General features: G+C 62.6%; 26 protein-coding genes and 4 pseudogenes. 22 read left to right on the forward strand and 8 right to left on the reverse strand.

Going from position 1 to position 26491, the window contains the following annotated elements; all coding sequences use genetic code 11:
* Window positions 1-45 precede the first annotated feature (45 nt).
* A complete protein-coding gene (locus ACFQU1_RS08555; protein WP_378131314.1) occupies window positions 46-951 on the reverse strand; it encodes a LysR family transcriptional regulator in 906 nt (301 codons plus the stop codon).
* A gap of 103 nt (window positions 952-1054) precedes the next feature.
* On the opposite strand from ACFQU1_RS08555, the pseudogene ACFQU1_RS08560 reads away from it, so the two are divergent.
* Both ACFQU1_RS08560 and ACFQU1_RS08565 read left to right on the forward strand, forming a co-directional pair.
* Window positions 1055-1511: pseudogene (locus ACFQU1_RS08560) on the forward strand (ester cyclase).
* Window positions 1508-2425, forward strand: coding sequence for an NADP-dependent oxidoreductase (locus tag ACFQU1_RS08565; RefSeq protein WP_378131316.1), 918 nt, complete (start codon window positions 1508-1510; stop codon window positions 2423-2425). The pseudogene ACFQU1_RS08560 and the gene ACFQU1_RS08565 overlap by 4 nt, the downstream one beginning before the upstream one ends.
* A 124-nt stretch (window positions 2426-2549) precedes the next feature.
* On the opposite strand, the pseudogene ACFQU1_RS08570 reads toward ACFQU1_RS08565, so the two are convergent.
* Window positions 2550-3539 (reverse strand): annotated as a pseudogene (locus tag ACFQU1_RS08570) (AraC family transcriptional regulator).
* 146 nt (window positions 3540-3685) lie between these two features.
* Here ACFQU1_RS08570 and ACFQU1_RS08575 point away from each other — a divergent pair.
* Window positions 3686-4570 carry an NAD(P)H-binding protein gene (locus tag ACFQU1_RS08575; protein ID WP_378131318.1) on the forward strand — a complete coding sequence of 295 codons (885 nt, stop codon included), beginning with the start codon at window positions 3686-3688 and terminating at the stop codon, window positions 4568-4570.
* A gap of 11 nt (window positions 4571-4581) precedes the next feature.
* Window positions 4582-4755: a hypothetical protein gene (locus ACFQU1_RS08580; protein ID WP_378131320.1), complete on the forward strand. Its 174-nt coding sequence runs from the start codon at window positions 4582-4584 to the stop codon at window positions 4753-4755.
* On the opposite strand, the pseudogene ACFQU1_RS08585 reads toward ACFQU1_RS08580, so the two are convergent.
* A pseudogene (locus tag ACFQU1_RS08585) lies at window positions 4752-4916 on the reverse strand (3-oxoacyl-ACP reductase); the annotation flags it as partial. The gene ACFQU1_RS08580 and the pseudogene ACFQU1_RS08585 overlap by 4 nt on opposite strands.
* A 165-nt stretch (window positions 4917-5081) precedes the next feature.
* Here ACFQU1_RS08585 and ACFQU1_RS08590 point away from each other — a divergent pair.
* The 3 genes and pseudogenes from ACFQU1_RS08590 to ACFQU1_RS08600 form a co-directional block, all read left to right on the forward strand.
* A pseudogene (locus tag ACFQU1_RS08590) lies at window positions 5082-5639 on the forward strand (integrase core domain-containing protein); the annotation flags it as partial.
* A 133-nt stretch (window positions 5640-5772) separates the two neighbouring features.
* Window positions 5773-5985, forward strand: a complete 213-nt coding sequence (locus tag ACFQU1_RS08595; protein ID WP_378131322.1) for a hypothetical protein — start codon at window positions 5773-5775, stop codon at window positions 5983-5985.
* Between the two features lie 994 nt (window positions 5986-6979).
* The gene (locus ACFQU1_RS08600; protein ID WP_378131324.1) at window positions 6980-7435 is read left to right on the forward strand and encodes a DUF3788 domain-containing protein; all 456 of its coding nucleotides are present in this window, start codon (window positions 6980-6982) and stop codon (window positions 7433-7435) included.
* Between the two features lie 49 nt (window positions 7436-7484).
* Here the strand turns inward: ACFQU1_RS08600 and ACFQU1_RS08605 are convergent, their stop codons facing one another.
* The 3 genes from ACFQU1_RS08605 to ACFQU1_RS08615 form a co-directional block, all read right to left on the reverse strand.
* Window positions 7485-8141, reverse strand: coding sequence for a peroxiredoxin-like family protein (locus tag ACFQU1_RS08605; RefSeq protein WP_378131326.1), 657 nt, complete (start codon window positions 8139-8141; stop codon window positions 7485-7487).
* Between the two features lie 149 nt (window positions 8142-8290).
* The gene (locus ACFQU1_RS08610) at window positions 8291-8695 is read right to left on the reverse strand and encodes a host attachment family protein (protein ID WP_378131328.1); all 405 of its coding nucleotides are present in this window, start codon (window positions 8693-8695) and stop codon (window positions 8291-8293) included.
* A 78-nt stretch (window positions 8696-8773) separates the two neighbouring features.
* Entirely contained in the window at window positions 8774-9829 is a 1056-nt protein-coding gene (locus ACFQU1_RS08615; protein ID WP_378131330.1) for an ATP-binding protein, read from the reverse strand.
* A 623-nt stretch (window positions 9830-10452) separates the two neighbouring features.
* Here ACFQU1_RS08615 and ACFQU1_RS08620 point away from each other — a divergent pair.
* From ACFQU1_RS08620 to ACFQU1_RS08690, 15 genes are all read left to right on the forward strand, one after another.
* A complete protein-coding gene (locus ACFQU1_RS08620) occupies window positions 10453-11337 on the forward strand; it encodes a LysR family transcriptional regulator (RefSeq protein WP_378131332.1) in 885 nt (294 codons plus the stop codon).
* Between the two features lie 261 nt (window positions 11338-11598).
* Window positions 11599-12153, forward strand: coding sequence for a DUF1003 domain-containing protein (locus tag ACFQU1_RS08625; RefSeq protein ID WP_378131334.1), 555 nt, complete (start codon window positions 11599-11601; stop codon window positions 12151-12153).
* Between the two features lie 151 nt (window positions 12154-12304).
* Window positions 12305-12910 (forward strand): sulfite oxidase-like oxidoreductase, encoded by a 606-nt coding sequence (locus ACFQU1_RS08630; protein WP_378131336.1) that lies wholly within the window; start codon window positions 12305-12307, stop codon window positions 12908-12910.
* Window positions 12903-13649, forward strand: coding sequence for a ferredoxin reductase (locus ACFQU1_RS08635; protein ID WP_378131338.1), 747 nt, complete (start codon window positions 12903-12905; stop codon window positions 13647-13649). The genes ACFQU1_RS08630 and ACFQU1_RS08635 overlap by 8 nt, the downstream gene beginning before the upstream one ends.
* Before the next feature lie 231 nt (window positions 13650-13880).
* On the forward strand, window positions 13881-14567 hold the full coding sequence (locus ACFQU1_RS08640) for an antibiotic biosynthesis monooxygenase family protein (RefSeq protein ID WP_378131340.1): 687 nt from the start codon (window positions 13881-13883) through the stop codon (window positions 14565-14567).
* A 158-nt stretch (window positions 14568-14725) separates the two neighbouring features.
* Window positions 14726-15214 (forward strand): OsmC family protein, encoded by a 489-nt coding sequence (locus ACFQU1_RS08645; RefSeq protein ID WP_378131342.1) that lies wholly within the window; start codon window positions 14726-14728, stop codon window positions 15212-15214.
* A 155-nt stretch (window positions 15215-15369) separates the two neighbouring features.
* A complete protein-coding gene (locus ACFQU1_RS08650; protein ID WP_378131344.1) occupies window positions 15370-16344 on the forward strand; it encodes a LysR family transcriptional regulator in 975 nt (324 codons plus the stop codon).
* Between the two features lie 96 nt (window positions 16345-16440).
* Window positions 16441-17094 (forward strand): peroxiredoxin-like family protein, encoded by a 654-nt coding sequence (locus tag ACFQU1_RS08655; RefSeq protein ID WP_378131346.1) that lies wholly within the window; start codon window positions 16441-16443, stop codon window positions 17092-17094.
* A gap of 169 nt (window positions 17095-17263) precedes the next feature.
* Window positions 17264-18199, forward strand: coding sequence for a LysR family transcriptional regulator (locus ACFQU1_RS08660; RefSeq protein WP_378131348.1), 936 nt, complete (start codon window positions 17264-17266; stop codon window positions 18197-18199).
* Window positions 18196-18927 (forward strand): peroxiredoxin-like family protein, encoded by a 732-nt coding sequence (locus ACFQU1_RS08665; RefSeq protein ID WP_378131350.1) that lies wholly within the window; start codon window positions 18196-18198, stop codon window positions 18925-18927. The genes ACFQU1_RS08660 and ACFQU1_RS08665 overlap by 4 nt, the downstream gene beginning before the upstream one ends.
* Before the next feature lie 693 nt (window positions 18928-19620).
* Window positions 19621-20076, forward strand: coding sequence for a peptide-methionine (R)-S-oxide reductase MsrB (gene msrB / locus ACFQU1_RS08670; protein WP_378131352.1), 456 nt, complete (start codon window positions 19621-19623; stop codon window positions 20074-20076).
* Entirely contained in the window at window positions 20076-20588 is a 513-nt protein-coding gene (msrA, locus tag ACFQU1_RS08675) for a peptide-methionine (S)-S-oxide reductase MsrA (RefSeq protein WP_378131355.1), read from the forward strand. The genes msrB and msrA overlap by 1 nt, the downstream gene beginning before the upstream one ends.
* A 234-nt stretch (window positions 20589-20822) precedes the next feature.
* Complete coding sequence (egtB, locus tag ACFQU1_RS08680; protein WP_378131357.1) at window positions 20823-22100, forward strand: ergothioneine biosynthesis protein EgtB; 1278 nt, start codon at window positions 20823-20825, stop codon at window positions 22098-22100.
* 37 nt (window positions 22101-22137) lie between these two features.
* Complete coding sequence (locus ACFQU1_RS08685) at window positions 22138-22392, forward strand: DUF2171 domain-containing protein (protein ID WP_378131359.1); 255 nt, start codon at window positions 22138-22140, stop codon at window positions 22390-22392.
* Window positions 22393-22518: 126 nt separating this feature from the next.
* Complete coding sequence (locus ACFQU1_RS08690; RefSeq protein ID WP_378131360.1) at window positions 22519-23547, forward strand: transaldolase; 1029 nt, start codon at window positions 22519-22521, stop codon at window positions 23545-23547.
* Between the two features lie 314 nt (window positions 23548-23861).
* On the opposite strand, the gene ACFQU1_RS08695 is transcribed toward ACFQU1_RS08690, so the two are convergent.
* Both ACFQU1_RS08695 and egtD read right to left on the reverse strand, forming a co-directional pair.
* Window positions 23862-24866: an AraC family transcriptional regulator gene (locus ACFQU1_RS08695; RefSeq protein ID WP_378131361.1), complete on the reverse strand. Its 1005-nt coding sequence runs from the start codon at window positions 24864-24866 to the stop codon at window positions 23862-23864.
* Between the two features lie 503 nt (window positions 24867-25369).
* Window positions 25370-26344 (reverse strand): L-histidine N(alpha)-methyltransferase, encoded by a 975-nt coding sequence (egtD, locus tag ACFQU1_RS08700; protein WP_378131363.1) that lies wholly within the window; start codon window positions 26342-26344, stop codon window positions 25370-25372.
* Window positions 26345-26491: the final 147 nt, after the last annotated feature.

Raw genomic sequence — 26491 nt, forward strand, 5'->3', positions numbered from 1 at the left:
CTAAGGTGAGACTAACTACGCGTCATCGACATGGGATATATCTGGTCATCGATATTCCGGATGATCGGTGCAGAGTTCCGAGAGAATTTCACGAAGCCAACGTTGGACGGGGTGCGCATCGTTCCTCCGGTGCCAGGACATGACGAACGATACGGGAGCCAGTTCGATCGGTGGTGGCAGGACGAAGAGTTCGTCCCGGCAAGCGGAAGCCGTCACGACGCCCTCCATGACAGTGGCGATCATGTCGGATCGGGCGATAACGGCAGGAGCGGCATACATTTGGGGAAGCGACAGGGCGATGCGCCTGCGCTGCCCTGCTGCGGCCAAGGCGGCATCGACCTGACCGAACCTGTCTCCTTCCGGGGAGACGAGAAGGTGCGAGAGGCTGAGGAAGCTCGGGACATCAAGCGGTCGGGAAGCCGCTAGGTGGCCTCGCCGCAAGATGCACACGAAACGCTCTTCGAATAGCGGCCGGCTGAGAATGCGGCCTCCGACAGACTGGCGCGGCGGCACACCGATTGTCAGATCGGCGTCACCGGCATCGAGGATCGAGACTGCATCGTCCCGATGCGTGAACGCGTTGATGCGGAGCGTCACGTTGGGCGCCCGCTCTCGCAAGACGTGGGTCAGGCGCGGAAGCAGGAGGAAGGCCGGATGGTCTGACAGGGCAAGTGTGAACGCTTGCGAGGACGTTGCCGGTTCGAAGCGCTGTGTGAAGTCAAGCGTGCGGCTGATCTCGGCCAAAGCCCGGCCGAGCGGCTCGGCCAGGTCGCTTGCCCGCTGGGTCGGTTGCAGTCCTGAGGGGCCACGTACGAACAACTCGTCATGGAACAGCGCGCGCAGCCGCGACAGCGCTGCGCTCATTGCCGGCTGCGTTCGCCCAATCCGCTTACCCGCTCGCGTGACGCTTCTTTCCGCCATCAGCGCATCGAAGGCGACCAGCAGGTTCAAATCTATTCCGTGTAAATCCACGGCATGGATGTTGCCACATACTGAGTATCGATTTCAAGAATGCCTTTCGGATGTCTACCGTCAGCGTCAAAGGAGGCATTCAATGTTGCAAGGCAACATCGTCATATCTGGTGGTCTCGCGGACAGCGACCGCATCGCAATCGAGACCCTTTACCGCGCCTTTTCCGAGCACAATCCCGACCTCCTGAACGAGGCGGTGACAGAAGACTGGCAGGATATTCCGCTGGCACCCGGCCAAGCGCCTGGCCGAGAGGGCATGAAGCCGCTGATCCGGGCCTTCAGCGCCGCATTCCCTGATGCGCGCGTCACGGTTCATGAAGTGATCGATGCACCGGGTCGCGCTGCCGTCCGCGCTGAAATTTCCGGCACGCATCGGGGCATGGTTCGGCGTCCCGCCGACCGGGACCCGCTTCACGCTGCCGATCCACGAATTCCATCATGTGCGGGACGGGCGTGTAACCCACACCTGGCACATGGAAGACTGGTTCGGCTGGCTGCACCAGATCGGTGCCACGGGCGCCGGGGAGCAGGGGCAATGAAGGCGTTCCGCATTCATGGCTATGGAGCCGATCCCGTCGTCGAGAATGTTGATGCACTCCGGCCCGGCAGCGGCGAAGTACGGGTGCGCGTCGTGGCCGCCGGCCTGAATCCGCTCGATGTGAAGCTGCGACGCGGCGATATGGACGCGTTCTTCCCACTCACCTTTCCGTATACGCTCGGAACCGATGTGAGTGGTGTCATCGATGCGATGGGCAGCGAGGTTGCCGGGTGGCGCATTGGCGATCGGATTGTCGCGCGGACTGGCCCCACAAATGGTGGCGCTGTTGCGGAGTACGCTCTTGTGTCCGCTGACCAACTTGTCCGAGTACCCGACGCGATCACCTTCGAGCAAGCTGCCGGCATTCCGACGGCCGCGGGCACCGCATGGCAGGCGCTGTTCGAGGTTGCCCAGCTTCGGGAGGGACAATCGGCGCTCGTCCATGCGGGCGCGGGCGGCGTCGGCAGCTTCGCCATTCAGTTCGCCCGGCAGGCCGGTGTGCGCGTGATCGCGACAGCCTCCGGGAGCAGCGTTGCGATTGCGGGCCGTCTTGGAGCGGACGTGGTGATCGACTATCGGAACGAAGACTTCGCTGAGCGCGTCTCCGATGTGGACGTGGTCCTGGACACGATCGGCGGCGATACGCTGGCGCGCTCTTACGCCGTGATACGCGCCGGCGGCTTTCTTGCTTCGACTGTCACTCCACCGGATGAGACACGAGCGAAGGCGCACAATGTAGACGCCAGCTTTGTCTTTCACAGCTCGGATGCACACCGTCTCGCAACGGTTGTTGAGAGGGTGGCAGCCGGGATCGAGGTACTCACCGACCGCGTCGTGCCGCTCCAGGAGGCCGCGCGGGCGTTAGAATATCAGGCCTCAGGTCGAGCGCGGGGCAAGATCATTTTGGCTTTATAGCGTTTATCATCGGGTGTGTGGATGACCTCTAAGAATTAGCTACATAGGCTTTAGTATGTGCTCTGGTCCCTACGACCGCAGGCGCAACCAGCGAAGCGCGACGAGCAGCAGCACGGCCGAGCGCTCAAACAGCGACGTGATCGCCCCCGCGCTCGAACTGGTCGTCTGAAGCCTCCTGGCGTCTCCGATCCGTCGTGAGAAGCTCGCCTCTTCGGCGGCGGCTGTATTGCCGAGGTGAACAGCCCATGATCCGCTTGAAGGCCGCGCCGAAGGCGCTCTCGGATTCGCAACCGAGCGCCGCCGCGATGGCCGGGATCGTGTCGTTGGAACCTGCGAGCCTCTCACCGGCGAGCACCATGCGCCAGCGCGTCAGATAGTCCATCGCCGAGAGCCCGACTGTCTCCTTGAACCTCAGAGCGAAAGCCGTCCTCGACATGCCGACATTGCGGGCCAGTTCCTGCAGTGTCCAGCGATGTCCGGGATCGGCATGCATGTGATCGATCGCCTTGCCGATGTGCTTGTCGGCCAAGGCGAAGAGCCAGCCCACATGTCCCTCCATCCCCTCCCGCAGATAGAGCCGCAGCACCTGGACGAGCATCAGATGGGGAGATGCTCCGCCACCAGACTGCTGCCCGGCTGTGTCTCGCGCAGCTCCTGCCGCATCCGCTCGAGAAGCCAGCGCAGGGACGCCTGCTCCGCCTCCTTGCTGATGTGGACGATCGGCGGAAGTACGCCGAGCAGAATATCGGCGTGGCCGCCAGCCAAGGTGAAGCGGCTGCCGGCAAGGAAGAAGTCCCCTCCGCCATTGCACCGGGCGATGCCGCCGCGCCGCGCCGGCGCGAAGACGGCATTGGCATCGGTCGACGGCAAGGCCAGATCGCTCGCAAGCCGGAACGGCCTCCCTTTGGGCAGAAGGAAGCAGTTCCCCGCCTCGAGATGCACCGGGTCGGATACGCCCTCCCATGGCCAGCCAGCATTGGCCGGAAAGAACGGCGTTGCACTTGATCCCCTCATAGCTGAGAAACTGGATCGACCAGTCACCGCCCGCCTCGAAACCGGCGGACACGTAGCTGCGGGTTTTCAGCAGGGCGAGAATATCGGAAAGCGGGTCCATTCAGGCTGCCACTGAACGATCGCGATGAAAACGCGAACTGTAGAGCATGGATCGTTCGCGGCCCATGGCGCATCTGTCACGGAACCATTGCTGGCAGGACGTGACGAAGGTCTGCCCCACCTGCTGGAGACACCAGGAGACATCCCATGATTGTCGTGACTGCGCCCATGGGCAATATCGGTAGCCAGGTTCTTGTGAACATTCTCGACAGCGGCGAGCGGATTCGCGTGATCGCACGTGATCCTTCCAAATTGCCTGCGCGGGTGCTTGGCCGCGTCGAGGTGATCGAAGGATCGCACAGCGAAGCCGCCGTGGTTGCGAAGGCCTTCGAGGGCGCCGACCGTGTCTTCTGGCTGGTGCCGGGCGATCCGCGCGCGCCAAGCGCCGAGGCCGCCTATGTGGACTTCGCGCGACCGGCCTGCGAGGCGTTCAAAATACTCGGGGTCAAGCAGGTGGTTGGCATCTCGGCGCTCGGTCGCGGATGGCCGGAGGACGCCGGCCATGTGACGGGGACCTTGAAGATGGACGATCTGATCGCGAGCACCGGCGTGAGCTACCGGGCCCTCGCCTGTGCCAGCCTGATGGAGAATGTCCTGCGCCAGGCTGCGCTGATCCGGGATCACGGCGCGTTCTACTGGCCGACTCCCGGCAATCTCAAAGAGCCGGCTTGTGCGACGCGCGACGTGGCCGCCGTGGCGGTGCGCCTGCTGCTCGATCCGTCCTGGACCGGCGTCGACATCGTCCCGATGCTCGGTCCGGAAGACATCTCCTTCGACGAGATGATGACGATCATCTCTGATGTCATCGGAAAACCTGTGCAGTATCATCTCATGAGCATGGACGATCTGAAGGCGATGATGATCCAGCGGGGTGCCTCGGAAGGCATGGCGCAAGCCATGGTCAACATGATGACGGCCAAGAACGAGGGCATGGATCATCTGGTGGAGCGTACGGCGTCTTCGTCATCCGATACGCCCACCAGCTTCCGCCAATGGTGCGAGGACGTCCTCAAGCCCGCCATGTCAGCGTGAACGATGGCTGGATGACCGGCTTTTGTCAGCACACGGCGATAGGGCTGGCGGTGCTCCCGATTGGCTGGATGTTCGGGGCGGGCGGCTTCGGCACCGTGCTGTACGCGGTCGGAACAGGCTGGGTGGTCTACCACGCGTCGCCGTTTCGCGGCATGCTCAAGAAGAACGGCAGTGGAAAGAGCTAGATCGACTGCCCGCCCGACACCTCGATGCGTTGCGCGTTCACCCAGCGATTGTCCTCGGAGAGGAGCGAAGCGATCATCGGGCCGATGTCGTCGGGCAGGCCGGGGCGGCCGAGGGCGGTCGCTTCAGCGATGTGTCGATGCACCTCTGGATTGTCGCGCAATCATCGTCGATCATGTCGGGGCAACCGTGCAGGCCTACGTGACCAAAGCGGTGCCGGGGTCAGAGAAGGACCCGTCGGCTGTGACAGACAGCTTTGGGCCTTGAATTCTCGATCAAACGCTTGAGACCGCCGTTGCTGCGCGAGCCGTTCCGGCTGCTCTGCACCGGGCGCAAGCGGGCGCTCGGCACAAGAGCGCCGGCAGCCGTCCCGCCGGGGGCGAACCAGCGCTGGAGCCTCGACTTCATGTCCGATGCCCTGAACGACCGCCGGCGCTTCCGGGTGCTTAACATCGTCGACGACTTCACCCGCGAGTGCCTGCGGCCGTGGTCGACACCTCGCTCTGCGGGCCCACGTGGTGCGCGAGCTCACTGACGTCATCGTCCGCCGCGGTCGACCCTGCATGATCATGTCGGACAACGGCACCGAGCTGGTCAGCCGGGCCATCCTGGGCTTCTGCGAAGAGACCGCCATAGAGTGGCGCTACATCGCGCCAGGCAAGCCGATCCAGAACGCCTTCGTGGAAAGCCCAACGGCCGCCTGCGCGACGAATACCTCAATGAACACGCCTTCTCCTCGCTTGCCGAGGCGCGGAGGATCATCGAGGCTTGGCGGTTCGACTACAACACCGTCAGACCCCATACGAGCCTCGGCGGCCTATCGCCCTCGATGTTCGCCAGCCGGTCCCATGAGGACCAAAAGTCGGATTCGGCGATGACCGCATAGAGGATGAAACGCCCGCAGTTCAGGGTTCGACGCCAGGCGGCCAAACCGGCCACGGCGGCGGCTCGCACGTCCCGTAGCGGACCTGTGCGCCCATGTCCGCCGGGTGGTCGCGTACACCGAGTGAGATCAGGTGATGGACGCAGTCCCAGTGGCGGAGCAGGATCCGGGCGGATCGATCTCGAGAAGCGCGACGGCGCTCACCATGTTCAACGAGCTGGATGCCGAGAGCTTCACTGTGCTGGCGGTGACAGGCGGACATTTCCGGGCGGCGGCCAAGTTCGTCGATCAGCACCATGTGCACGGTGATACTCGTGCCGACCGCTGTATAAACGTTAGAGCCTCCTGAACAGTCTCGCGTCGCCCCTCTCTGACAGGGGGCGCGTCGAAGGAGCGCTACCGCCTTTTCCTCGCATCCGCCAGACGTACACTATGCCTTCGTTCGTGTGCCTGAACAAGCGTAAGGGAATTCCGCGGTCGAGGGCCGAAACTGCACGGCGAACCCCACGTGTCCACGCCAGTGCTTATCGCCGACGCGCCAAAGGCCAGCGTGATGGAGCCCTCTGCGCGTGGTGACGCGGCGCGGAGCATGACCGACGAGGCCTCAGGCTTCGGGTTCGGCCCCGCCATCGCGCGGGCGGCCGCAGAGATCCATGGTGGCGGGTTGACGCTGCATGGTGTGAACAGCCAAGGCCTACGGCGTGGCCTCCGCGCCCCGCTGCATCTTCCGCGACGCGGTTCCATGGCGTTCCGCGCTGGGTCGATCACCAGACCCGGCGCTTCGGGGAGCGAGAACGTGCCATCGCTGTTGAGCACCGGCCGGCCGCATAGATCCAGCAGCTGATTGGGACCGGCATCGAATTAGAGATAGGGGAATGGCCCCGGCGCGCGGACCTCGGAGGCAATGCCAGAGGACCGGAGACGCGTCTGCCCGGAACCCTGAAAGGGTCAGCCGCGCGCCGCGTCGAACGTCGCCGGGCATCACGCTTGCCCGAAGCATGCGACGCATCGCGGCCGGATGACACGACGACGTGCGCCCCACTCTCACGCGGCTCAAAAGCGCGTCAGTGAGCTCAGGCTGTCCACAACGAACGCGCCGGGAGTCCAAAATCCGTGTCCCCGACTCCGCGGCCGAGCTTTGTGCTTTGACGGGTATTTCGCCTATGCCCCATTGCTTTGGATGAGGTCCGTCGCAGAAGTCCGTAGTCTGCGACTGAGCAGATTTCAGGCGCAAGGCCGATTGAAACTCGGGCTATCGCGACAGATCCTTTGCGCAGATCTAGGTGTGGGCCGCCAAATCTCCTGAAGCTTATGTGATGAAGTTGAGGTGCAAGGAAAGCGACATGGATCAGTCCCCCCGGCTCGGCGACAGGATCACCGACAGATCAACACCGCCTGATGATAGCACCGTCCGCGACTGGATTGGGCCGGATGCGTTCGACCATTGGGCCGAGCTGCGGAACTGGATCGAGGCATATTACCCCGGCGTTTTCGCGCCGGATTGGCTCTATGGTGGCAAGAAACGCGGTTGGTCCCTGCGCTACAAGAAGACCAAGGCGTTCTGCACCTTGGTGCCGGAGTACAGGCTGTTCTCGGCCGTGGTGGTGTTGGGACGAGCCGAACGAGAGAAGTTTGAGGAGCGGCGTTATGTCTGGCGCTCGCAGTTGGTTACGCTCTACGATGAAGCTAAAACATACATTGACGGGAAATGGCTGACAGTTGCTATCTCATCCGCAGATGATCGGCATGACGTAACCGAGCTTTTGACGATGAAGCGCCCTCCACCGTCGCGCGGTTGAATGGCGTGAAAATCCTAAGTTTCGCGACACATCCGGCAACGTCGACGATTCAAGCGGCGCGCAGCTTGCGCAGGTGATCCAACACCGGCAGGACGTCTCGCGGCGGAGAACTGCCGGACTGGCCGGGATTGATCTCGGAGTAGGCGATGAGCCCCGCCTTATCGATGATAAAGCGGGCCGGGATCGGCAGTGTCCAACTCTCGTCTCCATTGAGACGTGGGAGGTCGATGCCGCTCTTACTGTGGGTGTCTCGGAGCAGCTCCGGAATAGACCAGCGCACGCCGAACTGCGCCGCGATTCGGCCGCCTCGGTCGCAAAGTATCGGAAAACCGAGCTTCAAATTTGTGTGGGCTTTTACATTCTCTGCAACCGTCTGCTGCGAGATGCTCACGAGAGACGCACCGCGCGCCTCGACCTCCTGGCGGTGGGACTCGAACGCCTGCAAATCCCGGCTGCATGCCTGGCACCACATGCCGGTGTAGAATGTAAGGAGCAACGGACCACGCCTGAGCAAGATGTCCGACGCCACCTCGACGCCGCAGTGGTCCGGCAACCGAAAGGACGGTGCATGGTCGCCCGCCTTCAGCGCGCGCTCGGCCTGACGCGTCGCTATCAGATACTCGGTCGCGCTTCGTATCGCGTCCTCAGTGTCGTGCTTTTTTGTCTTCGTCGAAACCGTTGCAGGCGTGTTCTCGCTTGTCGTCATGGCCGGTCTTTTCTCCGCCCGCGGTGATCAGTAATCCCGGGACATTCTGGTTCAGGTTGGTCAAGTGCGGTCGTTTTCGTCGCTAACTGAGTTATTCATGTGGGTTATGTCTGGAGCGGCTTGCACAACGGCCGTTTCAAGCGAACGCTTCAGGCGTCGGCAATTAGTGAGGCGATGTCCTGAAGTGAACGCCGGCTGAAGTCCTTCGCGAGCTCTCCTATGATCTTGCCTTTCAGGTCACGGTGGAAGTGCTTGCGCATCTCCCCCAAAGTCCTGGGGTCGGAGACAACGACCAGGTGTTCTATGGCCCCGTCCAGGCTGAGCTTGTTGAGGAACGCGGCGGTCGCGGCCGCGAAGTTGTCCTCGGCCAACCGCTTGGCATCGGGGTTGGCGGAACCGCTGTGATGGCGCGCACCCGAACCTGCGTGGGCAGGTGCAGGCGGAGCTTCCGTAAACTCGATCAGATGCACCCCCGGCTTCACGCCCGTATTGTGGAACAAGCGGACCGTCTCGCCGTCAGCGACTACTACTGTCGTACCGGTAGGTAGAATCATCGAAAGACCTCCTGTTCACGATCCCGCATAAGGATCGTGAGCCCCATCGGCGAACCAATTTCCAGGTGTTCGCGCCGACTACGACGTCGGCGCAGCTATCGCCGGGCTGATGACATGGAATACGCCGCCCTCGGGCGATGGCGAATACGCGACCTCCGTGCCGACGGTGCTGCGGCGGAGCCCAGTTGCTTCCACGCGCGGCAGCAAGAGGCGCACAAGCGTGCCGACACCGGGTTTGCTCTCTATACGGACCCCGCCGTTTCGTTCCTCGGCGAACCGCCGGACCTCGGCGAGCCCAAGGCCAGGACTGCGGCTCGCGGATTTCGTCGTGAAGTACGGATCGAGGGCTTGCGAGAGGACCTCCTCAGGCATGCCCTCCCCGTTGTCGGCGACGACGATCTCGACGAACCCTCGTGTCTCGTCGGAACACCGTCCGGCGTTGCGCGCGGCTACGGTAATCACGCCTCCGTCCGGCATCGCATCGGCCGAGTTTCGGCAAAGATTCAGCAGAGCAAAGTACAGCTCTTCCGCGTCGGCGCTGAAGGCCCACAAGTCAGGGGCGATCTCGGTGTGGACCGTGATGTCTGGGTGCAATGCCTGCTCAACCGTTCCCGCTATCGTCGCGAGACGACTGCCGGCGACAAACCCGTCGATCGATTTGGGGCGCGGCCGCGAAGCCTCGAGGAACTGCTGGCTGAGCACCGAGCCTCGCCTGACCGCCTCCTGCATGTTGCCGAGGATCGCCTTCCGGTACGCGGCGTCGTTCTGGCACTCGAGTAGCCGCAGGCCGCTGGCGATCACGGCGAAAACGTTGTTGATCTCGTGGACGACGAACTCCGCCAGCTCTGCCATCGCCCTCTCCCGCTCGCCTGCCGCGACCGCTCCTCCCCCGTCCGATGGAGGGCTGGTGTGGCACAAGATCCCCGAGATCTCACCATTTGATCCGATGATCGGGATTTCCACCCACCTGGACGCGATAAGGTCGCTATCGCGGTCGCCAAGCACTCTTGCGCTGAACGCCCGCTGCACTCCAATGGCGACGCCGGCACTGTCGACGAGCACGACGACATCCTGCAACGGCGGGCGTTCGACAGAGCTGGACAATAAAACGCCGATTGTTTCTTCATTTTGCATGTGGACCTCCTGGCCTGCGACCGTTCATCGGGATGTCGGCTTCGGCCCGTATACGAGGGCGGGCAACGCTGGATTGAAGAGTGGGTCCATGACAGTCGAAAAAGAAAATGACCTCTCGCCATGGAGTCGATAGCCGACCGTTATTGGAATGATTGAAGGCCTTGGGGCATTTGCTGAAGGTGCGCGCCCCGTCTCTCGGCAAGGTTTGCCAAGTGGAACTCTTGGTGGCCGACAGGATATCTACCGGCGGTGCGCCGCGATCCTCGCGCCAGTCCCGGCCTTGATCTCCTGCACGGGCGTTCCCGATAGCGACATTGGAGACACGCAAGTCGTCTCCTCTCGTATTGCGAGAGACAATGTCTCGAAAACATGTCATTATACTGAAGGTCGATAGGTACTATCTCCGTCGGCGGCGGAGAGCGTGGTGCCGCCGAGGAAACCGACGATGCCTGGAACGCCGCACGCGAGACAGCGATCGACCTTTTTCGGCTTAGACGGGCGATTGGGCAGTTGGGCTGCCGCAGTCTCCGCCGGCCCGGCGATCGCTGCCGCGCTCGGTTCAATCCCGACAGCCTTCGCACAGGCTCGGGCCTCCGTGTAGCTGACCGCGAGCGCAATAAGCGATGAACGATCGGCTTTCAGCACTCAGACTGTTTGTCCGCGCCGCGCGCGTTGGCAACTTCTCCCGTGCTGGGCGCGAACTCGGCCTGTCACAGCCGTCTGTGTCCAGGCTGATTGCAGCGCTCGAGGAGGAGGTTGGCACGACGCTCTTCAGCCGCACCACGCGAGCGGTGACGCTGACCGACGCCGGGGCGACGTACCTGATGCGCGTTGAGACAATCCTGGCCGCGCTCGACGACGCCGACCACGAGGCGCGCGGAACAGGAGAGTTGCGCGGCTCGCTTCGCGTCGGCACGCCGATCAGTTTCGCGCTCAGGGAAATCATCCCGCGGCTGCCCGCGTTTATGAAGCAGCACCCGGCGCTGAAGATCGAGCTCCGGGTGACCGACCGCTACCCAGACCTCGTAACCGAGAGCCTCGACGTGTCGTTCCAGTTCGGCCCCCTCCCCGACTCGAGCGCAACGGCGCGCAAACTCATCCACCAGCCGAGGATACTCACGGCCTCCCTAGACTACCTACGGGAGCGCGGCACGCCCACGATGCCGTCGGACCTCGCGCACCACGCGGTGATCATCAGTCCAGCGCATCCCTCGCCGACTTTCTGCTTCCGCCAGGACGGCCGCGTCACCTCCGTGCGTGTTGATAGCCCACTCTCGGTCACGACCAATGAAGTAGCCACGGCGAGCGCTGTCGCCGGGTTGGGGATCGCCGCGTCGAGCAAAAACAGCGCGCGGGCAGAGCTCGACGCTGGGAAGCTCGTTCGGGTGCTGCCCGACTGGGATTTCGGCTCGATGGAACTGAACGCTCTCTTCGTCAGCGGAAAGGCCATAAAGCCTGCCGCCCGTGCATTTACCGACTTCCTTCTGAAAGAGCTCCGCGCTGCTTAGGACGCCGACCTGGGAATCGCCGCGACAGCGCGGCATTCCCGGCAGTTATTGATACGATACCTTTACCTTTCCTGCGCCGAAACATAACGCTAGCAAAGCAAGCACTCAACCGATCGCCCCTCGCACCGGCGGTTTTTCTGTGCTCGATCTATGAGGCGAAGCGATATACCCAAAGATGCCCTACCGGGCAGCGCTCAAGGCGATAGAAGGCTTCCATGGCCACAATGCGAATACTCTACCCCTCCTTCCGGTGCTGGCAACGTGAATAAGAAGACAGAAGATCAGGACGGCATGGAAGAGACCGAGCGCGACCTGCTCTCCGACCTCAGGCGAGCACGCCGCTCGCTTCGTCTTCAGGACATGGATGAACCCCCAGCGGCCGCGCGCCTGACGACTGGGCAAAGGGTAGCGGACACGGTCGCCAGTGTTATCGGATCGTGGAGTTTCATCATTGTCCAAAGCACGATCCTGTTCGTCTGGATAACCGCCAACCTGGTCGGCGCGATCAGGGGCTGGGACCCTTATCCGTTCATTCTTCTCAACCTCGTGCTTTCGTTCCAGGCGGCCTACGCCGCGCCGGTCATCATGATGAGTCAGAACCGGCAGCAGGATATCGATCGCAAGGCCGCGGAGAACGACTACCGCATCAATGTGAAGGCAGAGCTCGAGATCGAGCTGCTGCATGAGAAGATCGACCAGCTGCGTGAGCGCGAGGTCCTGGAGCTAACGGAGGCCGTCAAGATGTTGACCGAGCTGCTGGAGCAGTCCGCGTCGACCTCACGAGAATACGACGCCGAAGGTGGACGGCCATCATAACGCGCGGCTATCGACTTCATGGCGTGACGTCATTTCAAATTCGCCGCGCGAGATCCCATGCTTCGCCGGTACGTTTCTCATTCAGCGCACAATGGCTTAGCGTATAGTGAGGGACGAGGTTCCTTTCACCCACCGACGGAGGAAACCCGCCATGGTCACTCGCGGTTTCACGGGCCGCCAATCCGGATCAGAACTATCGGACCGGATCCCCCCAGGACAGCACCTCGTCGACAATTTCCCGGTGCTAACCGCCGGCCCCACGCCGCGGATCGAGCCTGCGGACTGGACCTTCACGCTGAAGGTCGGACCTCGCCCGGTCAAAATCTGGAGCTGGGCGGAGTTCAATGCCCTTCCCCGAACCAAGATGACGCGAGACATCCATTGCGTGACCTCGTGGTCGAAGCTCAACACCGCCTGGGAGGGCGTGGCCATCGACGACATTCTCGCCGATGCCGGCCTTAGCGCGCCCACTCCTTTTGCGCTCGCCCATTGCTACGACGGATACTCCACCAATGTGCCACTCGCGGATCTCGCGACGGGGAAGGCGATCGTCGCAACCAATTACGAAGGTCAGCCGCTGCCACGCGATCACGGAGGGCCGGCGCGCCTGCTTGTGCCGCATCTCTATTTCTGGAAGTCGGCGAAATGGGTAAACGGGCTTCAGTTCACAGAACGCGATGAGGCCGGTTTCTGGGAGCTGCGCGGATACCACATGTATGGCGATCCGTGGCGTGAGCAGCGCTACACGCATGACTGAGGCAACGGCCGCAACGCTGGGCTGGCAAAGCTGTGAGATTGTCGCGATCGCGGCGAGAACACCGACCATCAAAAGCTTTTCCCTTCGCCTGACGGAACCATTCGACTACAGAGCCGGACAGCACGTCGACGTCCGCCTGACTGCGCCCGATGGCTACACAGCCATGCGCAGCTACTCGATTGCATCGGCGCCGAACGGTTCGCCTGTGATCGAGCTGGCGATCGAACGCCTCGCGGACGGCGAGGTCTCGCCGTTTTTCCACGACGTCGCCCAAGTAGGCGACACGATCGAGCTTCGCGGCCCCCTTGGCGGGCACTTCCTCTGGCCTGGGCCAACAGAGAAGCCGGTGCTCTTGATCGGTGCGGGTTCCGGCCTCGTGCCGCTCATGGCCATGATCCGATACAGGAAGGCAAGCGCCGAACCCGTACCTGTCGCACTGCTGCTCTCCGCCAGGACGTGGGGTGACGTGCTGTTCAGGGACGAGCTCCTCGAACTCGAGAATTCGTTGCCCGATTTCGCGCTCGCCCTGGCGCTGACACGCGAGCCGGCGACGCGCCGCACCGACTTCGGCAGACGCATCGACGCGCTGATGGTTGCTGACGTCGCGGCGCGGTTGCCTGTGTCCCCCGGCTGCGCCTTCGTGTGCGGGTCGAACGCGTTCGTCGACACCGCCGCGGATGCGGCACTTGCTCTGGGACTGAAAGCGAAGGCGATCAAGACCGAACGCTACGGCACCTGAGACACGATCCTCCCGCCTCGCAAGAGGATCGTTTTTGCGAACGCCAGGGCATCCGAGCAGCCCGGGGCGATGATCGTCTTCCGGAGAAGGAAGACGTACCGTCAAAACCAGGAGCTGCACAGAGGCCGTCAAGACGATCGACGTCGACGGCTCGGAGGTTTTCTCCTGTCACTGGCTGGGCCATTCGCAATCGAGATCACTAACTCGCGGTACTCAGGAAAGGATACAGCCATGTTCTCCGTGATTTTCGAGGTCCTACCGAACAAAGAGAAGTGGGATGACTACCTCGATAACGCCGCGATGCTGCGCCCCGAGCTGGAAAAAGTCGAGGGCTTCGTCGACAACATACGCTACAGGAGCTTGATCCGCGAGGGCTGGATCCTTTCCCTTTCGAACTGGCGGGACGAGAAGTCGGTTGTCCGCTGGCGCACGCGCAAACGCCATCACGAGGCTCAGCAGAAGGGCCGCGACGAAATCTTCGCCGACTACCATTTGCGCGTCGGCCAGATCACCGCCGACAATCAAGTGCCGACGGGGTATGCTCTCACAGAGCAGCGGCTCGACGAAACCGAAGTCGGGGAAGGAACCACTGTCACGCTGATCAACGCGACACGTCCCGCTGAGTGGAAGCAGACCAACAATCCATACGATTGCGCCGAATGGCTCGGCCTGAACCCGTGGGCCGCCGACAGTACGTCGTGGGACATTTTCGACGCCGTTCTTACGCCCGGCAACTTAATTCTCCTTATATCCTGGAAAGATGCCGCTGCGGCGCAAGCCTACGAGGACTCGTCCGCGCCGAATGACAAGGCAAGGGTCCGGAGAGTGCGGATCGTACGTGATTACGGAAAATACGACCGTCGCGAAGCGCCTCAGTACTACCCAGATGCCACGGGCGTCGAGACCCTCCATGCCTGAACTCCAAGCACTTACGTAGTGCAAGTTGCTTGTAAACGCCACGGCGCGGTTGCAGGAGCGCAGATCGATCCCATGAGGCGGAGGCGACGACACAGGGTCAAGAGACCCACTCCGACGGCGGGCCGGGCGCCCTGTCAAAGATCTGAAAGGAAAGCACGATGACGAATTCGAACGATGATAGCGCTCCCCGCCCACAGGCTGTGGTGGCCGGCGACCTCGACGGCGCCGGCGCACTCAGCGGCCGTGCTGGCGCATCGGAGTTCACGATTGGCGCCGCCGACGGCAGGGCGGCCGGGGCGAACCCTTACGAGTTGTTGAGCGCTTCGCTCGCCGCGTGCACGGCGATGACGATTCGGTTCCAGGCGCGAAGGCGGAAATTCCCGCTTTCTCATGTCGAGGTCGCCGTGTCGTATCACCATGACGCCGATGGCGGACGCGACTCGTTCGAGCGCTCCATCAAGCTCGAAGGAAACCTGACCGACGACGAACGTGCCGAACTGATGCGGGCCGCTAACATGTGTCCCGTCGGGCGAACGCTCGGCCTCAGCGCCGACATCCGCACGAACGACAATGTCAGCGTCGGGCGAGCGGCAAACTATGACGATGACTTGAGCGAGCTTCCGATCCCATACATCGACGCCGACTAATTTGCTTCGTGCTAGCCGCCTCCTAGCCATGCGGGGCATTTTTCTTCTCAGTTGCATTCTGGCCGACTCGGCCTTTACCCGGCTGTAATAGTCCCTACCGTTCGGCGGCATAATTCGCTAATCGTGAGAAATAGCCTCTCGGAATGTGAGAGAATATGGACCGGCTTGAAGCAATGTCGATTTTGGTAGCCGCGGCGGAAGCCGGCAGTTTCTCTGCCGCCGGCCGGCAGCTCGGCGTCCCCCTGCCGACCATCAGTCGGAAGGTCGCTGAGCTGGAGGCCTACCTCAACACCCAGCTGCTGGTCCGCTCGACGCGGAAACTGTCGCTGACCGAGGCGGGGGCGACGTATGTTGCCGCCTGCAAGCGGATCCTGGAACAGGTCGACGAGGCGGAATCTCAGGCCTCCGGGGAGTACACGATCCCGCGTGGCACGCTCATGCTGGCCGCGCCGATTGTCTTCGGACGCCTCCACGTCGTCCCCGTCGTCAACGAATTCCTCGCGCGCTTCGCGCAGATCAGCGTCCAGCTGACGCTCTCCGACCACGCGATCGATATTGTCGACGAGCACATCGACCTGGCCGTCCGCATCGGCGCGCTGTCCGATAGCACGCTCGTCGCGACGAAAGTGGGCGAGATCAGGCGCGTGGTGTGCGGCAGCCCTGACTATTTTGCCGCCCACGGTGTTCCGAAAACGCCCGACGACCTGGCCGAACACATGTGCGTGACGTACACAGCCCTGGCGTCTGGGATGGCGTGGATCTTCAACCCGCGCGGCAAGGCGACCAAAAGCGTGCGTCCCCACTGCCGGCTGAAGATCAACACGGCCGAGTCCGCGATTGACGCGGCAATCGCGGGCGTCGGCGTGACGAACGTGCTCTCCTACCAGGTCGCGCGCGCGGTGGCTGCAGGTAAGCTCAGGCTCATCCTGCAGGACTACGAGCCAGATCCGATCCCGGTGCATCTGGTGCACGCGAGGCAGGCGCTCCTGCCCCTCAAGCTGCGGCGCTTCATGGAGTTCGCCGCATCTCGGCTGCGCAGGTCGCTGGCGGCCGACCTGGCCAAGCTCTCCGCATCGACGATCGGTGCGGACGAAATAGGCTCTCACTCACGGGCGATCACTGATACCTGACAAGAATAACTCAAACTCGCGCGGCAAGACTACCGGAACCGCGCTGGACAAGCGAATATCCTACTGGCGGACCGGATCGCGCGTCACGAGCCGAAAATGTTGCTCCAAGACAAACTGGACGCGATTAAAGCCGAGGATCTGGCCAAGACCCCCCCGAAAGTGACGTTGGTTCGGCGACGGGCAGTGGAAGCGCTTGTCACATCCGGATTGGCCGAGCGGGCCGCGCGGGCCGGTGAACAAGCTCCGCCCTTGATGCTCTATGACGGTCAGGGACGGGCATTCTCGTCACGGGAGGCGCTGTGTCGCGGCCCAATGGTCATCGTGTTCTACAGGGGGAGATGGTGCCCCTACTGTACCGTCGACCTTCGCGCGATCGAATCGGCCTCTCACGACATACGCGGCCTCGGCGCTTCGCTGGTGGTTGTCTCACAGCAGACGCCTGACAACAGCCTGGAGACGCAGAGGCTCAATGCGCTCTCATTCGCGAGCCTGGTCGACGCGGGAGGCAAGGTCGCGCACGCGTTCGGGCTGCGCTGGAAGGTCTCCGACGAACTGCGAGCTGTCGAGATGAGCTGCGGGCTAGATCTCGCGACCTTCAACGGGGATCCGAGCTGGACCTTGACCATGCCGGCCCGATACGTCGTGGCGTCCGACGGTACGATCGCGTATGCCGATATCAGCATCGATTACACGCGGCGCGGCGACCCATCCGAACTGATGCCGGTGCTCGCGCACCTCACTGCCCACTAGCCCGCTCTCACAAGCTCCAGAAAGCGTGTCCGGGCGTCCAAACCAATAGACCAAGCCATTCCAACCTATGCCTCCAGGTGGCATCCATGAGCCACGATTACGGCGTGCGCTCTCACGCCGTCGAGTGCACGGCCTCGGCAGTATGGCGGCAACTTGACGGAGAAAACACATGGAGCTTCATCAAGTTCGTTACTTCCTCGCCGTCGCGTCCACGCTCAACTTCACTCGCGCGGCCGAGCAGTGCAATGTCACGCAGCCGGCTCTGACCAAGGGGGTGCAGAAGCTTGAACAGGAGCTCGGCGGACAGCTGATCTACCGCGAGCGTCAATTGACGCAACTTACCGACCTTGGGAAGGAAGTCCTTCCGATGCTGGAACGCACATTGGCCTCTGCAGAGGCGGTGCGTCGCAGAGCCCAGGAATTCCAACGCAAGGAAATTGCTTCGCTCAAGATCGGCCTCGCCCCCTCCATCTCGGCGTCGCTCGTCCTCGACCCGATCGCCGAGATTGCAAAGTTCGTCCCTGGACTTCACGTCGAGCTGCGTGAGGGCGTAGCGGAGAAACTCGTCGACCTCTTGCTTGAGGGGGAGATCAACGCCGCCATGGTTGGGGACGTGCAGGACATGCCCGCCCGCATCGACGACTGGTCGCTGTTCGAGGAGCGCTACGTTGCGCTTCTCGCGCCGACACACCAGCTCGCGAACCGTCCATCGATCGGAATCGACGACCTCCGAGACGCCATCTTACTGGATCGCGCCGGATGCGACGTTGCCCCGAAGATTCAAAAGTCGTATTTTTCTGAGGACGCGCCCCGCTTTGGCCACTGCAGCGGTCATGAACTGCATCTGCAGCACATGGCCGCGGCTGGCTTCGGCGTGATGCTTGCGCCGGAGCACATGCCGCGCCTTCCGACGCTCAAGACCATTCCGCTCGAAGGCGATCCGGTTGCACGAGAGGTGCGGTTGCTGGTTGTGCAGGGCCGCCGCTACTCGCCGGCGCTGGATGCTTTCATCAAGGTCGCGCGGCTTCGCGACTGGTCAATCGAAGTCCCTCACCAGAGCATGCCGCATGCAACGCTCGCGGAGGCCGCAAATGTGCCCGCATGACCACGACACGTATGGCGGCTGTAAGCCGCTCCGAGCCAATCGATCCGCAGCCTGACGTCTCAGCGATGCCAAATAATACCGACAAGACACTCGCCGAGATTCGCTCCGAGCTGATGAATACGTTCAGTGCGGCGGATTGGGAGTCATATAACCACCTCGTGGGGTGGCTCCGTGATGCGGAGGTGGCATCGCGCGCATTGAAGGTCGGAGACATCGCTCCGGACTTCCTCTTGCCGGACGCCGACGGCCGTCTTCACTCTTCCGAGCAGATGCGCCGCGACGGCCCCCTCGTCCTGAGTTTTTTCCGAGGCGGCTGGTGTCCGTTCTGCACCGCTGAGCTGTGCGCCCTCCAGGCTGCGAAAGACGAATTCGAGAGCGTCGGCGCGACCCTGGCGGTCATAACGCCCGAGACGAGGAGCTTCCCACGGGAGCTCAAACGGAACCTGGGCTTGGACCTGAAAGTGTTAGCCGATGTCGACTACGGAGTTGCCGTGTCGTATGGCGTGTTGTTTCGGATGCCCGACGAAACCGTTGCGCACTATTCCGGGCTAGGTTTTGACTTCGGCGCCCGGCACGGGTCACCGGTCTGGATGCTGCCCATACCCGCCACCTATGTGATCGATACCGAAGGCCGCATCCGTAGCGCATTCGTCGAGCCCGATTTCACGATACGGGAGGATCCGGCGCAGATCCTGGCCTCGCTGCGCCAGGCCGCTTCCCCAGCCTAGCTGAAGGGAAAGTCATCCAGCGGCAAGACCTCGCGGTCGTGGACTGCCGGGGTTCGGTGGCACGTCCGCCTCGGACATCGCCTGGGTTGCGGTCTTCGGAGCGTACCAGCGCGTGATGTGACCACGGCGGCGCTCGCCGTGGACGCCGGATTGATGGCGCCGGACCGGCACAGATCCATCCGAGCATCGCGACGGGATTTGAGCCCTGCGCCAACCAACGAGCCGGCGGTGCATGCGTCGCCGGCAACGGCGTAGCCTTGCTCAAGCCCCCGGTCGATCAGGAGCATACCCGAGAACGAACGCGATGACTTTCTCGACCGGCATCTCACAGGGCCGCAAGGCGTCCTCGCCCGACCTCAGCCGGTAAAAGTTGAAGCTGACCACGTCGCCACCTGCGAGCGCTCGCGCGAACAGGCTGGTCCTCTTTCCGTCGCGAGACTTCCGTAGCGTAACAGCATATCTTTGACCCTTGTAGACGCCTTCACCGTAGCCGGTTGGTAGCGCGGCGAGCGCCGATTCAAAGTTCCGTTCTGACAATGTCGGACCTTTCGACGGGGCAACTGACTTGGCCCCGGGAGATTGAAACACCGCCAGTGTCGATACCCATGGCATCGTTTCTATAGCCGGGGGTGATTGGACGGTCGACGCCCCGCTTCCTATCTTCAAACCAGCACAGAAAAAGGAGCTCCGCAAATGGCGACCTATAGCAAAACCCCCGAAGCGGTCTCGAAGCTCACTCCCGAGCAGTACCGCGTTACGCAGACTGACGGGACCGAGCGCCCTTTTTCCAACGAGTACTGGAACAGCAAGGAGCCCGGCCTCTACGTCGACGTCGTTTCCGGTGAGCCGCTCTTCGCATCCTTCGACAAATTCGATAGCGGCACCGGCTGGCCGAGTTTCACGCGGCCCCTCGAAGCCACGAATGTCGTCGAGAAGGTCGACAGATCGCACGGCATGACACGGACCGAGGTCCGTTCCAAGCACGGCGACAGCCACTTGGGACACCTCTTTCCCGACGGGCCACGCGACAAGGGAGGGTTGAGATACTGCATGAACTCCGCTTCCCTTCGTTTCATCCACCGCGACCAATTGGAGAGCGAGGGGTACGGCGAATACGCGAAACTCTTTGACAAGGAGGAGGTCCGATAATGTCAGCGACAACAGAACGCGCGGTCCTGGCTGGTGGTTGCTTCTGGGGAATGCAGCAGCTGGTGCGCCGCTTGCCCGGTGTCCTCTCGACGCGGGTGGGGTACTCGGGTGGCGACGTCAAGAACGCCACGTACCGCAACCACGGCACGCATGCGGAAGCGATCGAAATTATATTCGATCCGAGCAAGACGAGCTTCCGTGACCTGTTGGAGTTCTTCTTCCAGATCCACGACCCGACGACGCCGAACCGGCAGGGAAACGACCGCGGCACGAGCTACAGGTCGGCGATCTTCTACACCAATGAAGAGCAGCGCCGCGTCGCGCAAGACACGATCGCGGACGTTGAAGCCTCGGGACTGTGGCCGGGCAAGGTGGTAACAGAGGTCTCGCCGGTGGGCGATTTCTGGGAGGCTGAGCCCGAGCACCAGGACTACCTGGAGCGCCGTCCGAACGGTTACACTTGCCACTTCATCCGGCCGGAATGGAAGTTGCCGCGCAGGAACGCCGCCTGACGGTGAGCACGTGTCGTCTACGGCGCGCAAAGCATGACTGCGTTTGCATTGTGAACCGTTAGTCAAGGAACCTCGCCGCCCGGCGAAGTCGCCCACGCGGCGACAAGGTGGCGAGGTTTGGACGGCCGGACACGGCCTTCAGACTCCAGGCCTCGGATTGTTGCATATCGTTTGACGTGCGCGGTGCCATGCCCGCTGCGACAGCCCATTCCGAATTCATAGAGAGCACTTGCAATGGCCCCTGCGCATCTCTTCCAGTCGGTGCTCACGCCCAGCGACCTTGAGCGGTTCTATCGCGACGTCCGGCACACGAGCGACAAGCTCGGCGAGCCCCTTTCTGACGCGGATGCGACCGTCCAGTCGATGCCCGATGCGAGTCCCGCAAAGTGGCACCTCGCGCATACGACCTGGTTTTTTGAGGCGATGGCTCTCACGCCTCACCTGAAGGGCTACGAGCCGTTCGATAAGCGGTTCACGTTCCTGTTCAATTCGTATTACGAGACACTCGGGGCGCGGCAGCCGCGTCCTCGGCGCGGCATGATCTCGCGGCCTGCGTTGGACGAGATCTACGAGTATCGCGAGTATGTCGACCGCGCCATCGCGAGACTGCTCAACTTACAGCCGCCCCCCGAGGTCGCCGAGTTGATCGAACTCGGATGCCACCATGAGCAGCAGCACCAGGAGCTTTTGCTCACGGATATTCTCCATCTGTTCGCGCAAAATCCGATCCAACCGCCATACTGCGCTCCTGCCCCGGCGCGGCTTGAAACCGAAGTCTTGCCTGCGCTCTCCTTTACCGATTTCGAGGGCGGGATCGTCGAGATTGGCCACGCCGGACCAGGCTTCGCGTTTGACAGCGAGGGACCGCGGCATCGCGTTTTTACCGAGCCGTTCCGGCTCGCCAACCGTTTGGTGACGAACGCCCAGTGGATGGAATTCATCGAGGACGGCGGCTATACGAAGCCTCTCCTGTGGCTGTCAGAGGGCTGGGCAAAGGTACTCGCTGAGGGCTGGTCGCGGCCGCTCTATTGGGAGGCGCGCGACGGTGAGCACTGGACGATGACGCTGAGGGGCCCTCAGCCTGTCGACCCCACCGCGCCTGTCGCGCATGTCAGTTACTTCGAGGCTGATGCGTTTGCGACGTGGTCCGGAAAGAGACTGCCGAGCGAGGCGGAATGGGAGGTGGCCGCGCAGAGGCTCGAGGTTAAGGGCAATTTCCTGAACCTCAATCGTCTCGCGCCAGAGCCCGCATCCCCATGGAAAGCCGGTTTGCAGCAGATGTTCGGCGATGTCTGGGAGTGGACGCGCAGTCCATTCTCACCCTATCCGCGCTTTCACGCGGTCGACGGCGCGGTCGGCGAGTACAATGGCAAGTTCATGTCCGGGCAGTTTGTTTTGCGAGGAGGCTCGTGTGTAACGCCGCCGGGACACCTCCGCGCGACCTACCGCAATTTCTTCCCGGCGCACATGCGCTGGCAATTCGCGGGACTTCGCTTGGCGGAGGATTTGTAGGTCCAGCGCAATCGGTGAAACCAAAAGGAGAGACCAGATGACCACGGATAAGATCGCCAGGAACATGGAAGTCATCGGCGCGGACGGCGTCCACGTCGGCACCGTCGAGGGTGTCGTCAACGGCCGCATCAGGCTCGCGAAGCGTGACAGCGGCGAGGGCCGGCACAAAGGCCACGCGCATTTCATCGACCTTGGACTTGTCGCCGATGTCGAGGGGCAGAGGGTTCGTCTTTCTGCGAACGCGGCTATTGCGGTGACATTCGAGGAGGAGCAGTCGGGAAAGCCGGTCTGAACGAGCAGGGCCCGGCGACCCTGGTCACGCGCCCGGCAGAGAAAGCGCGAACCGGCGACAGGAAATCGGTTTTCGCACGAATGCCGTACGCAACGGCCTTGGCGCCGACATCGAGAGGAAAACGCGTTGGCGTCGAAGCTGGATCAATTACGCGCAATGACGACGCTGGTCGCCGACACGGGCGATCTCGCTGCGGTGGCGCGTCTTAAGCCGGTAGACTGCACGACCAATCCCCGGATCGTCCTGAAGGCGGTTGACGCTCCCGAATACAGGGATGTCGTCGAAGAAGCGTTGGCGTGGGGTCGAAAGCAGAGCGGCGAGGTTGCACGCGTCGCCGCCGCGACGGCCGATCGGCTCGCAGTCTCCGTCGGCATCGAGCTCTTGCGACTCGTGCCAGGCTTCGTGTCCACCGAGGTGGACGCCAACCTGTCGTTCAGTATCGCAGCATCGGTCGCGCGGGCCCGTCAGGTTATCGACGCCTACAAACAACGAGGCGTCGAACCCGAGCGCGTGCTCATCAAACTCGCTTCGACGTGGGAGGGCATATGCGCTGCGCAGATCCTCCAGGGTGAGGGTGTGAAGTGCAACATGACGTTGCTGCTGAACCGAGCCCAGGCAGTCGCAAGCGCTGAGGCCGGCGCCTTCCTGATCTCGCCGTTTGTGGGACGTATCTACGACTGGCACAAGAAATCTGGCGGAGAAGAATTCACCGCTGACGAGGATCCAGGGGTCCGGACCGTGCGTGACATCTACAGGTACTACAAGTCGAACGGCATCGACACGATCGTCATGGGCGCGTCGTTTCGCAACACCGGCCAGATCGAGGCGCTGGCCGGATGCGATCGGCTTACGATCACGCCAGCCCTCATGGACGCGCTTGCTTCCGAGGGGGGTGAACTCAAACGCATCTTGGCGCCGGTCGCGGCCGAGCCGCGGACCCTCCGGACGGCGGAAGATGGGATCTGCCACTGGTTCGTGAGCGAAGTCGCCGTCGACATAAAGCACCCTGATCCTGCGGGCCCCATGGATGAGACGACCTTCCGGTGGATCATGAACGAGGACGCGATGGCGACCGAGACGCTGGCCGAAGGCATTCGCATGTTCGCCAACGACCTGAAGATACTCCGTCGCAAGATCGCCGAACGCCTCCAGTGAAAATCCCGGCGACGTCGCGACTGCCGACACTAGACGCAGAGCCGTGACGACCCATCACGGCGAGGGCAGAGCACCACCTCGTGAATGGTCTTGGCCACGCCGGCCGCCGCCTCGGAGGCCGCAACTTCCTGCAAGGCACTGAGCTCTCCAGCGCCGGCATTCGACTGAGCTTCGTCACAGAGTCGGCAAGCCGGTGACCGGCTCTTCGCGCTATCGAAAACTCGAAGCCCGGCTGCGCGGTTTCCAGGCGCGTTCAGGGTACCTCGCCGCGGTCGCGCGCCGGCGCTGGCGCTTTCTCACGGTGGACGCCGGCGTCAGGCCGCATCGGATTGCTCAAGCGCGTCTTCGGCCGGCGTCGGGCTGTCGAACGAGGCGCACTGCGCTTTGGCGCGATATTCCGACGGGTCGCTGCCGTAGTACCTGCGGAAAGTGCGCGTGAAGCTGCTCCTGCTTTGGTAGCCGGCGCTCAAGGCGACCTGGTCGATAGACAGCGCGTTGGCCGCGAGTAGACCCGCTGCGTGGCGCATCCGTATCCGACGGAGCAATGACATCGGAGACTCTCGGAAGGCGGCGGAAAAACGCGCCGTGAAAGCCGAGCGGCTGAGACCGACGGCCCTCGACAGGCTCCGGATGGTGTGCGCCGCGGACGGGCGCGAAACCATTTCGGCGAAAGCCCGCGCGATCGGCGGATCGCTCAAGATGGAAAACCGCTCCACCCACGCGTTCGTCGACACCAGGCAGCGCCGAAGTAATGCGAGCAGAACAAGTTTCAGAAGCGCGGCCGACATCGGCCCTCCACCAACATCTTGAGCAGCGAGCTCGGCCATTGCGTAAGACATCACCTGATCGAGCTGGTCGTGCACGTCGAACGTCTCGACGATGGGCGTTGCAAGCGGGGCGAACAAGTCGAGCGCCGGACCGTAGTTGGCTCGGAAGGACCCGGACGCAAGTACCAGCGTCGGCTCGCCGTTTCCCACGGAGTGCCGTTGCGACGACCCCGGCGTGAATCCGCCGTTGCTGTGCTTGCCGGCGTTCCGTGGTGCGGTCGGGTATTCCGTCGCGGCGATTGTCATTGCCCGCCCAGGCGGGACAATCACCAGTGTGTGCGGCATCAAGCGTATCGGCGCCTCATCGTCCAGAAGGATGAACCCACCGCCTCGAAAGCAGTAATGGATGGTGGAGGCTTCCCCGCGAAGAACCGCCAGGTGGGCACCCGCCGCAAGCGTACACTCCGACAGCCTGACGAAGGTGACATCCAAGGTCGTCATCAACTTGTCGAGATCTTGGCGCGATATACGCCAGAACGGCTCGCCTGCCACGTCCAGAAGCCTTTATGGTGCTCAGGCCCACATCAGCTCGGTTCCGGGACGGCAGGACGATGCCATCTCACGCCGGAAGCCTGCGCAACTGGGTGAAGGGTCCTTCCGCACTCCAACCTGATCTGGGGTTTCGATCGGTTCGGTCTTCGTTGCCTCCAACTGAAGACGCTGGAACAATCGCCCAGTTGCCGCTGACCGAGTAGTGGTTACGGCCGAATTAGATATATTCAGCCGCAACATGAATAATCCGGCTGAGCTCCTCCGCGACCGGCAAAAGCTTTATGAATTCCCGCGAACCTATGCGGACGTGCGTTGACCGCTTCAGGCCGATTTGTTTGTGACGGAGGCCGGTGCAGCCATGGCTGGAAAATCGGTGGTCGCGTAGCGCCCCCGTGGCAGGAGGAGGCGACGCTCGCAACAACCCTGCGGGAGCTCAACGTGATCCATGCTCTGCATCGCGCCTCTCCCGACTTGTCGTTTGACGACTGCCCTGGGAAGACATGTCAGCGCTGCCCGCCCCCGGCCCGAGGCGAGAGGGCAAACACGCAAAATAGCCGCCCGTCGTCCTCCCAGGCCTGCGACACGCACCAGCCTGCACGCTCTGCGAGCGCGCCGAAGCTTTCGTGATCGTATTTCCTCGAGCTCTCCGTGTGGATGGTCTCGCCCTCCCGGAATTGGAATCGGCGTCGACCGATCGAGACCCACTGGTGTGTGAGGCTGAGAAGGTGCATCTCGACCGCCCTTTCGGCGTCGTTCCACCGCGCGACATGCCGGAAGCGATCCAGGTGGAAGTCGCCCCCGAGCTCCCCGTTGATGCGGGCGAGCAGATTGAGGTTGAACTGCGCCGTAACCCCTTCGCTGTCGTCGTAGGCGCGCAGCAGCCTCTCGACCGGCTTCACGAGGTCAACGCCGACGATTGCGGCGCCGTCGAGCCCAACATGCCGCAACATCTGCGAGAGGAAAGCCTCGGCTTCCAGAATGTCGAGATTTCCGATTGTCGAACCGGGGAAGAATCCGACGCGCCGTCCCACGGGCATACCCGTGGGCATTTCGAATGCGCTCATGAAGTCGCGTTCGATAGGCCGCACCCACAAGGAGGGAAAGCGGCTTTCCATCCGCCGCGCCGTTTGCAGCAGGTACTCGCGCGCGACGTCGATGGGGACATAGCCCCGCGGCTCCGCGAGCGCCTTCAGCACGAGTTCGGTCTTCACTCCCGCACCCGCCCCATACTCGATCAGCATAGATCCCGGGCCGGCGAACTGTCGCAGTTCGGGTTGGCATGCCCGCAGGATCGCTGTCTCCGAGCGCGTCGGATAGTAGTCTTCGAGGCGCGTGATCTCTTCGAAGAGGTCGGAACCCCGTTCGTCATAAAGCCAGCGGCATGGGATGGTCTTTTGAAGGCGGGACAGTCCTTCGACGACGTCGGAGCGAAAGAGGCTGTTATCGCTGTGGGACAGCGTTGCAGTCAGAACGTCCATCGACGCGTGTTTCCTTGATTGGCCCAAATGGAGTACCGCGGTCCGCACGGCGCCGCGGCGGAAACCTAAGTCCACGGATCGCACCGCGAAGCCACAATCCGTCGCCGTTCGTCCAGATGACAGCACGATGCTTGCCGGTTTCGAACC

The sequence above is a fragment of the Chelatococcus sp. GCM10030263 genome (assembly GCF_042666455.1).
GTDB lineage: Bacteria > Pseudomonadota > Alphaproteobacteria > Rhizobiales > Beijerinckiaceae > Chelatococcus.

Coding starts and splice junctions, on each gene's coding strand:
- ACFQU1_RS08565 (WP_378131316.1), top strand. CDS start 1,508: ATGAAGGCGTTCCGCATTCATGGCTATGGAGCCGATCCCGTCGTCGAG.
- ACFQU1_RS08635 (WP_378131338.1), top strand. CDS start 12,903: ATGACTGAGGCAACGGCCGCAACGCTGGGCTGGCAAAGCTGTGAGATT.
- ACFQU1_RS08645 (WP_378131342.1), top strand. CDS start 14,726: ATGACGAATTCGAACGATGATAGCGCTCCCCGCCCACAGGCTGTGGTG.
- ACFQU1_RS08630 (WP_378131336.1), top strand. CDS start 12,305: ATGGTCACTCGCGGTTTCACGGGCCGCCAATCCGGATCAGAACTATCG.
- ACFQU1_RS08685 (WP_378131359.1), top strand. CDS start 22,138: ATGACCACGGATAAGATCGCCAGGAACATGGAAGTCATCGGCGCGGAC.
- egtD (WP_378131363.1), bottom strand. CDS start 26,344: ATGGACGTTCTGACTGCAACGCTGTCCCACAGCGATAACAGCCTCTTT.
- egtB (WP_378131357.1), top strand. CDS start 20,823: ATGGCCCCTGCGCATCTCTTCCAGTCGGTGCTCACGCCCAGCGACCTT.
- msrB (WP_378131352.1), top strand. CDS start 19,621: ATGGCGACCTATAGCAAAACCCCCGAAGCGGTCTCGAAGCTCACTCCC.
- ACFQU1_RS08580 (WP_378131320.1), top strand. CDS start 4,582: ATGACCGGCTTTTGTCAGCACACGGCGATAGGGCTGGCGGTGCTCCCG.
- ACFQU1_RS08615 (WP_378131330.1), bottom strand. CDS start 9,829: ATGCAAAATGAAGAAACAATCGGCGTTTTATTGTCCAGCTCTGTCGAA.
- ACFQU1_RS08610 (WP_378131328.1), bottom strand. CDS start 8,695: ATGATTCTACCTACCGGTACGACAGTAGTAGTCGCTGACGGCGAGACG.
- ACFQU1_RS08595 (WP_378131322.1), top strand. CDS start 5,773: ATGGACGCAGTCCCAGTGGCGGAGCAGGATCCGGGCGGATCGATCTCG.
- ACFQU1_RS08605 (WP_378131326.1), bottom strand. CDS start 8,141: ATGACGACAAGCGAGAACACGCCTGCAACGGTTTCGACGAAGACAAAA.
- ACFQU1_RS08665 (WP_378131350.1), top strand. CDS start 18,196: ATGACCACGACACGTATGGCGGCTGTAAGCCGCTCCGAGCCAATCGAT.
- ACFQU1_RS08655 (WP_378131346.1), top strand. CDS start 16,441: ATGTTGCTCCAAGACAAACTGGACGCGATTAAAGCCGAGGATCTGGCC.
- msrA (WP_378131355.1), top strand. CDS start 20,076: ATGTCAGCGACAACAGAACGCGCGGTCCTGGCTGGTGGTTGCTTCTGG.
- ACFQU1_RS08575 (WP_378131318.1), top strand. CDS start 3,686: ATGATTGTCGTGACTGCGCCCATGGGCAATATCGGTAGCCAGGTTCTT.
- ACFQU1_RS08640 (WP_378131340.1), top strand. CDS start 13,881: ATGTTCTCCGTGATTTTCGAGGTCCTACCGAACAAAGAGAAGTGGGAT.
- ACFQU1_RS08660 (WP_378131348.1), top strand. CDS start 17,264: ATGGAGCTTCATCAAGTTCGTTACTTCCTCGCCGTCGCGTCCACGCTC.
- ACFQU1_RS08600 (WP_378131324.1), top strand. CDS start 6,980: ATGGATCAGTCCCCCCGGCTCGGCGACAGGATCACCGACAGATCAACA.
- ACFQU1_RS08650 (WP_378131344.1), top strand. CDS start 15,370: ATGGACCGGCTTGAAGCAATGTCGATTTTGGTAGCCGCGGCGGAAGCC.
- ACFQU1_RS08620 (WP_378131332.1), top strand. CDS start 10,453: ATGAACGATCGGCTTTCAGCACTCAGACTGTTTGTCCGCGCCGCGCGC.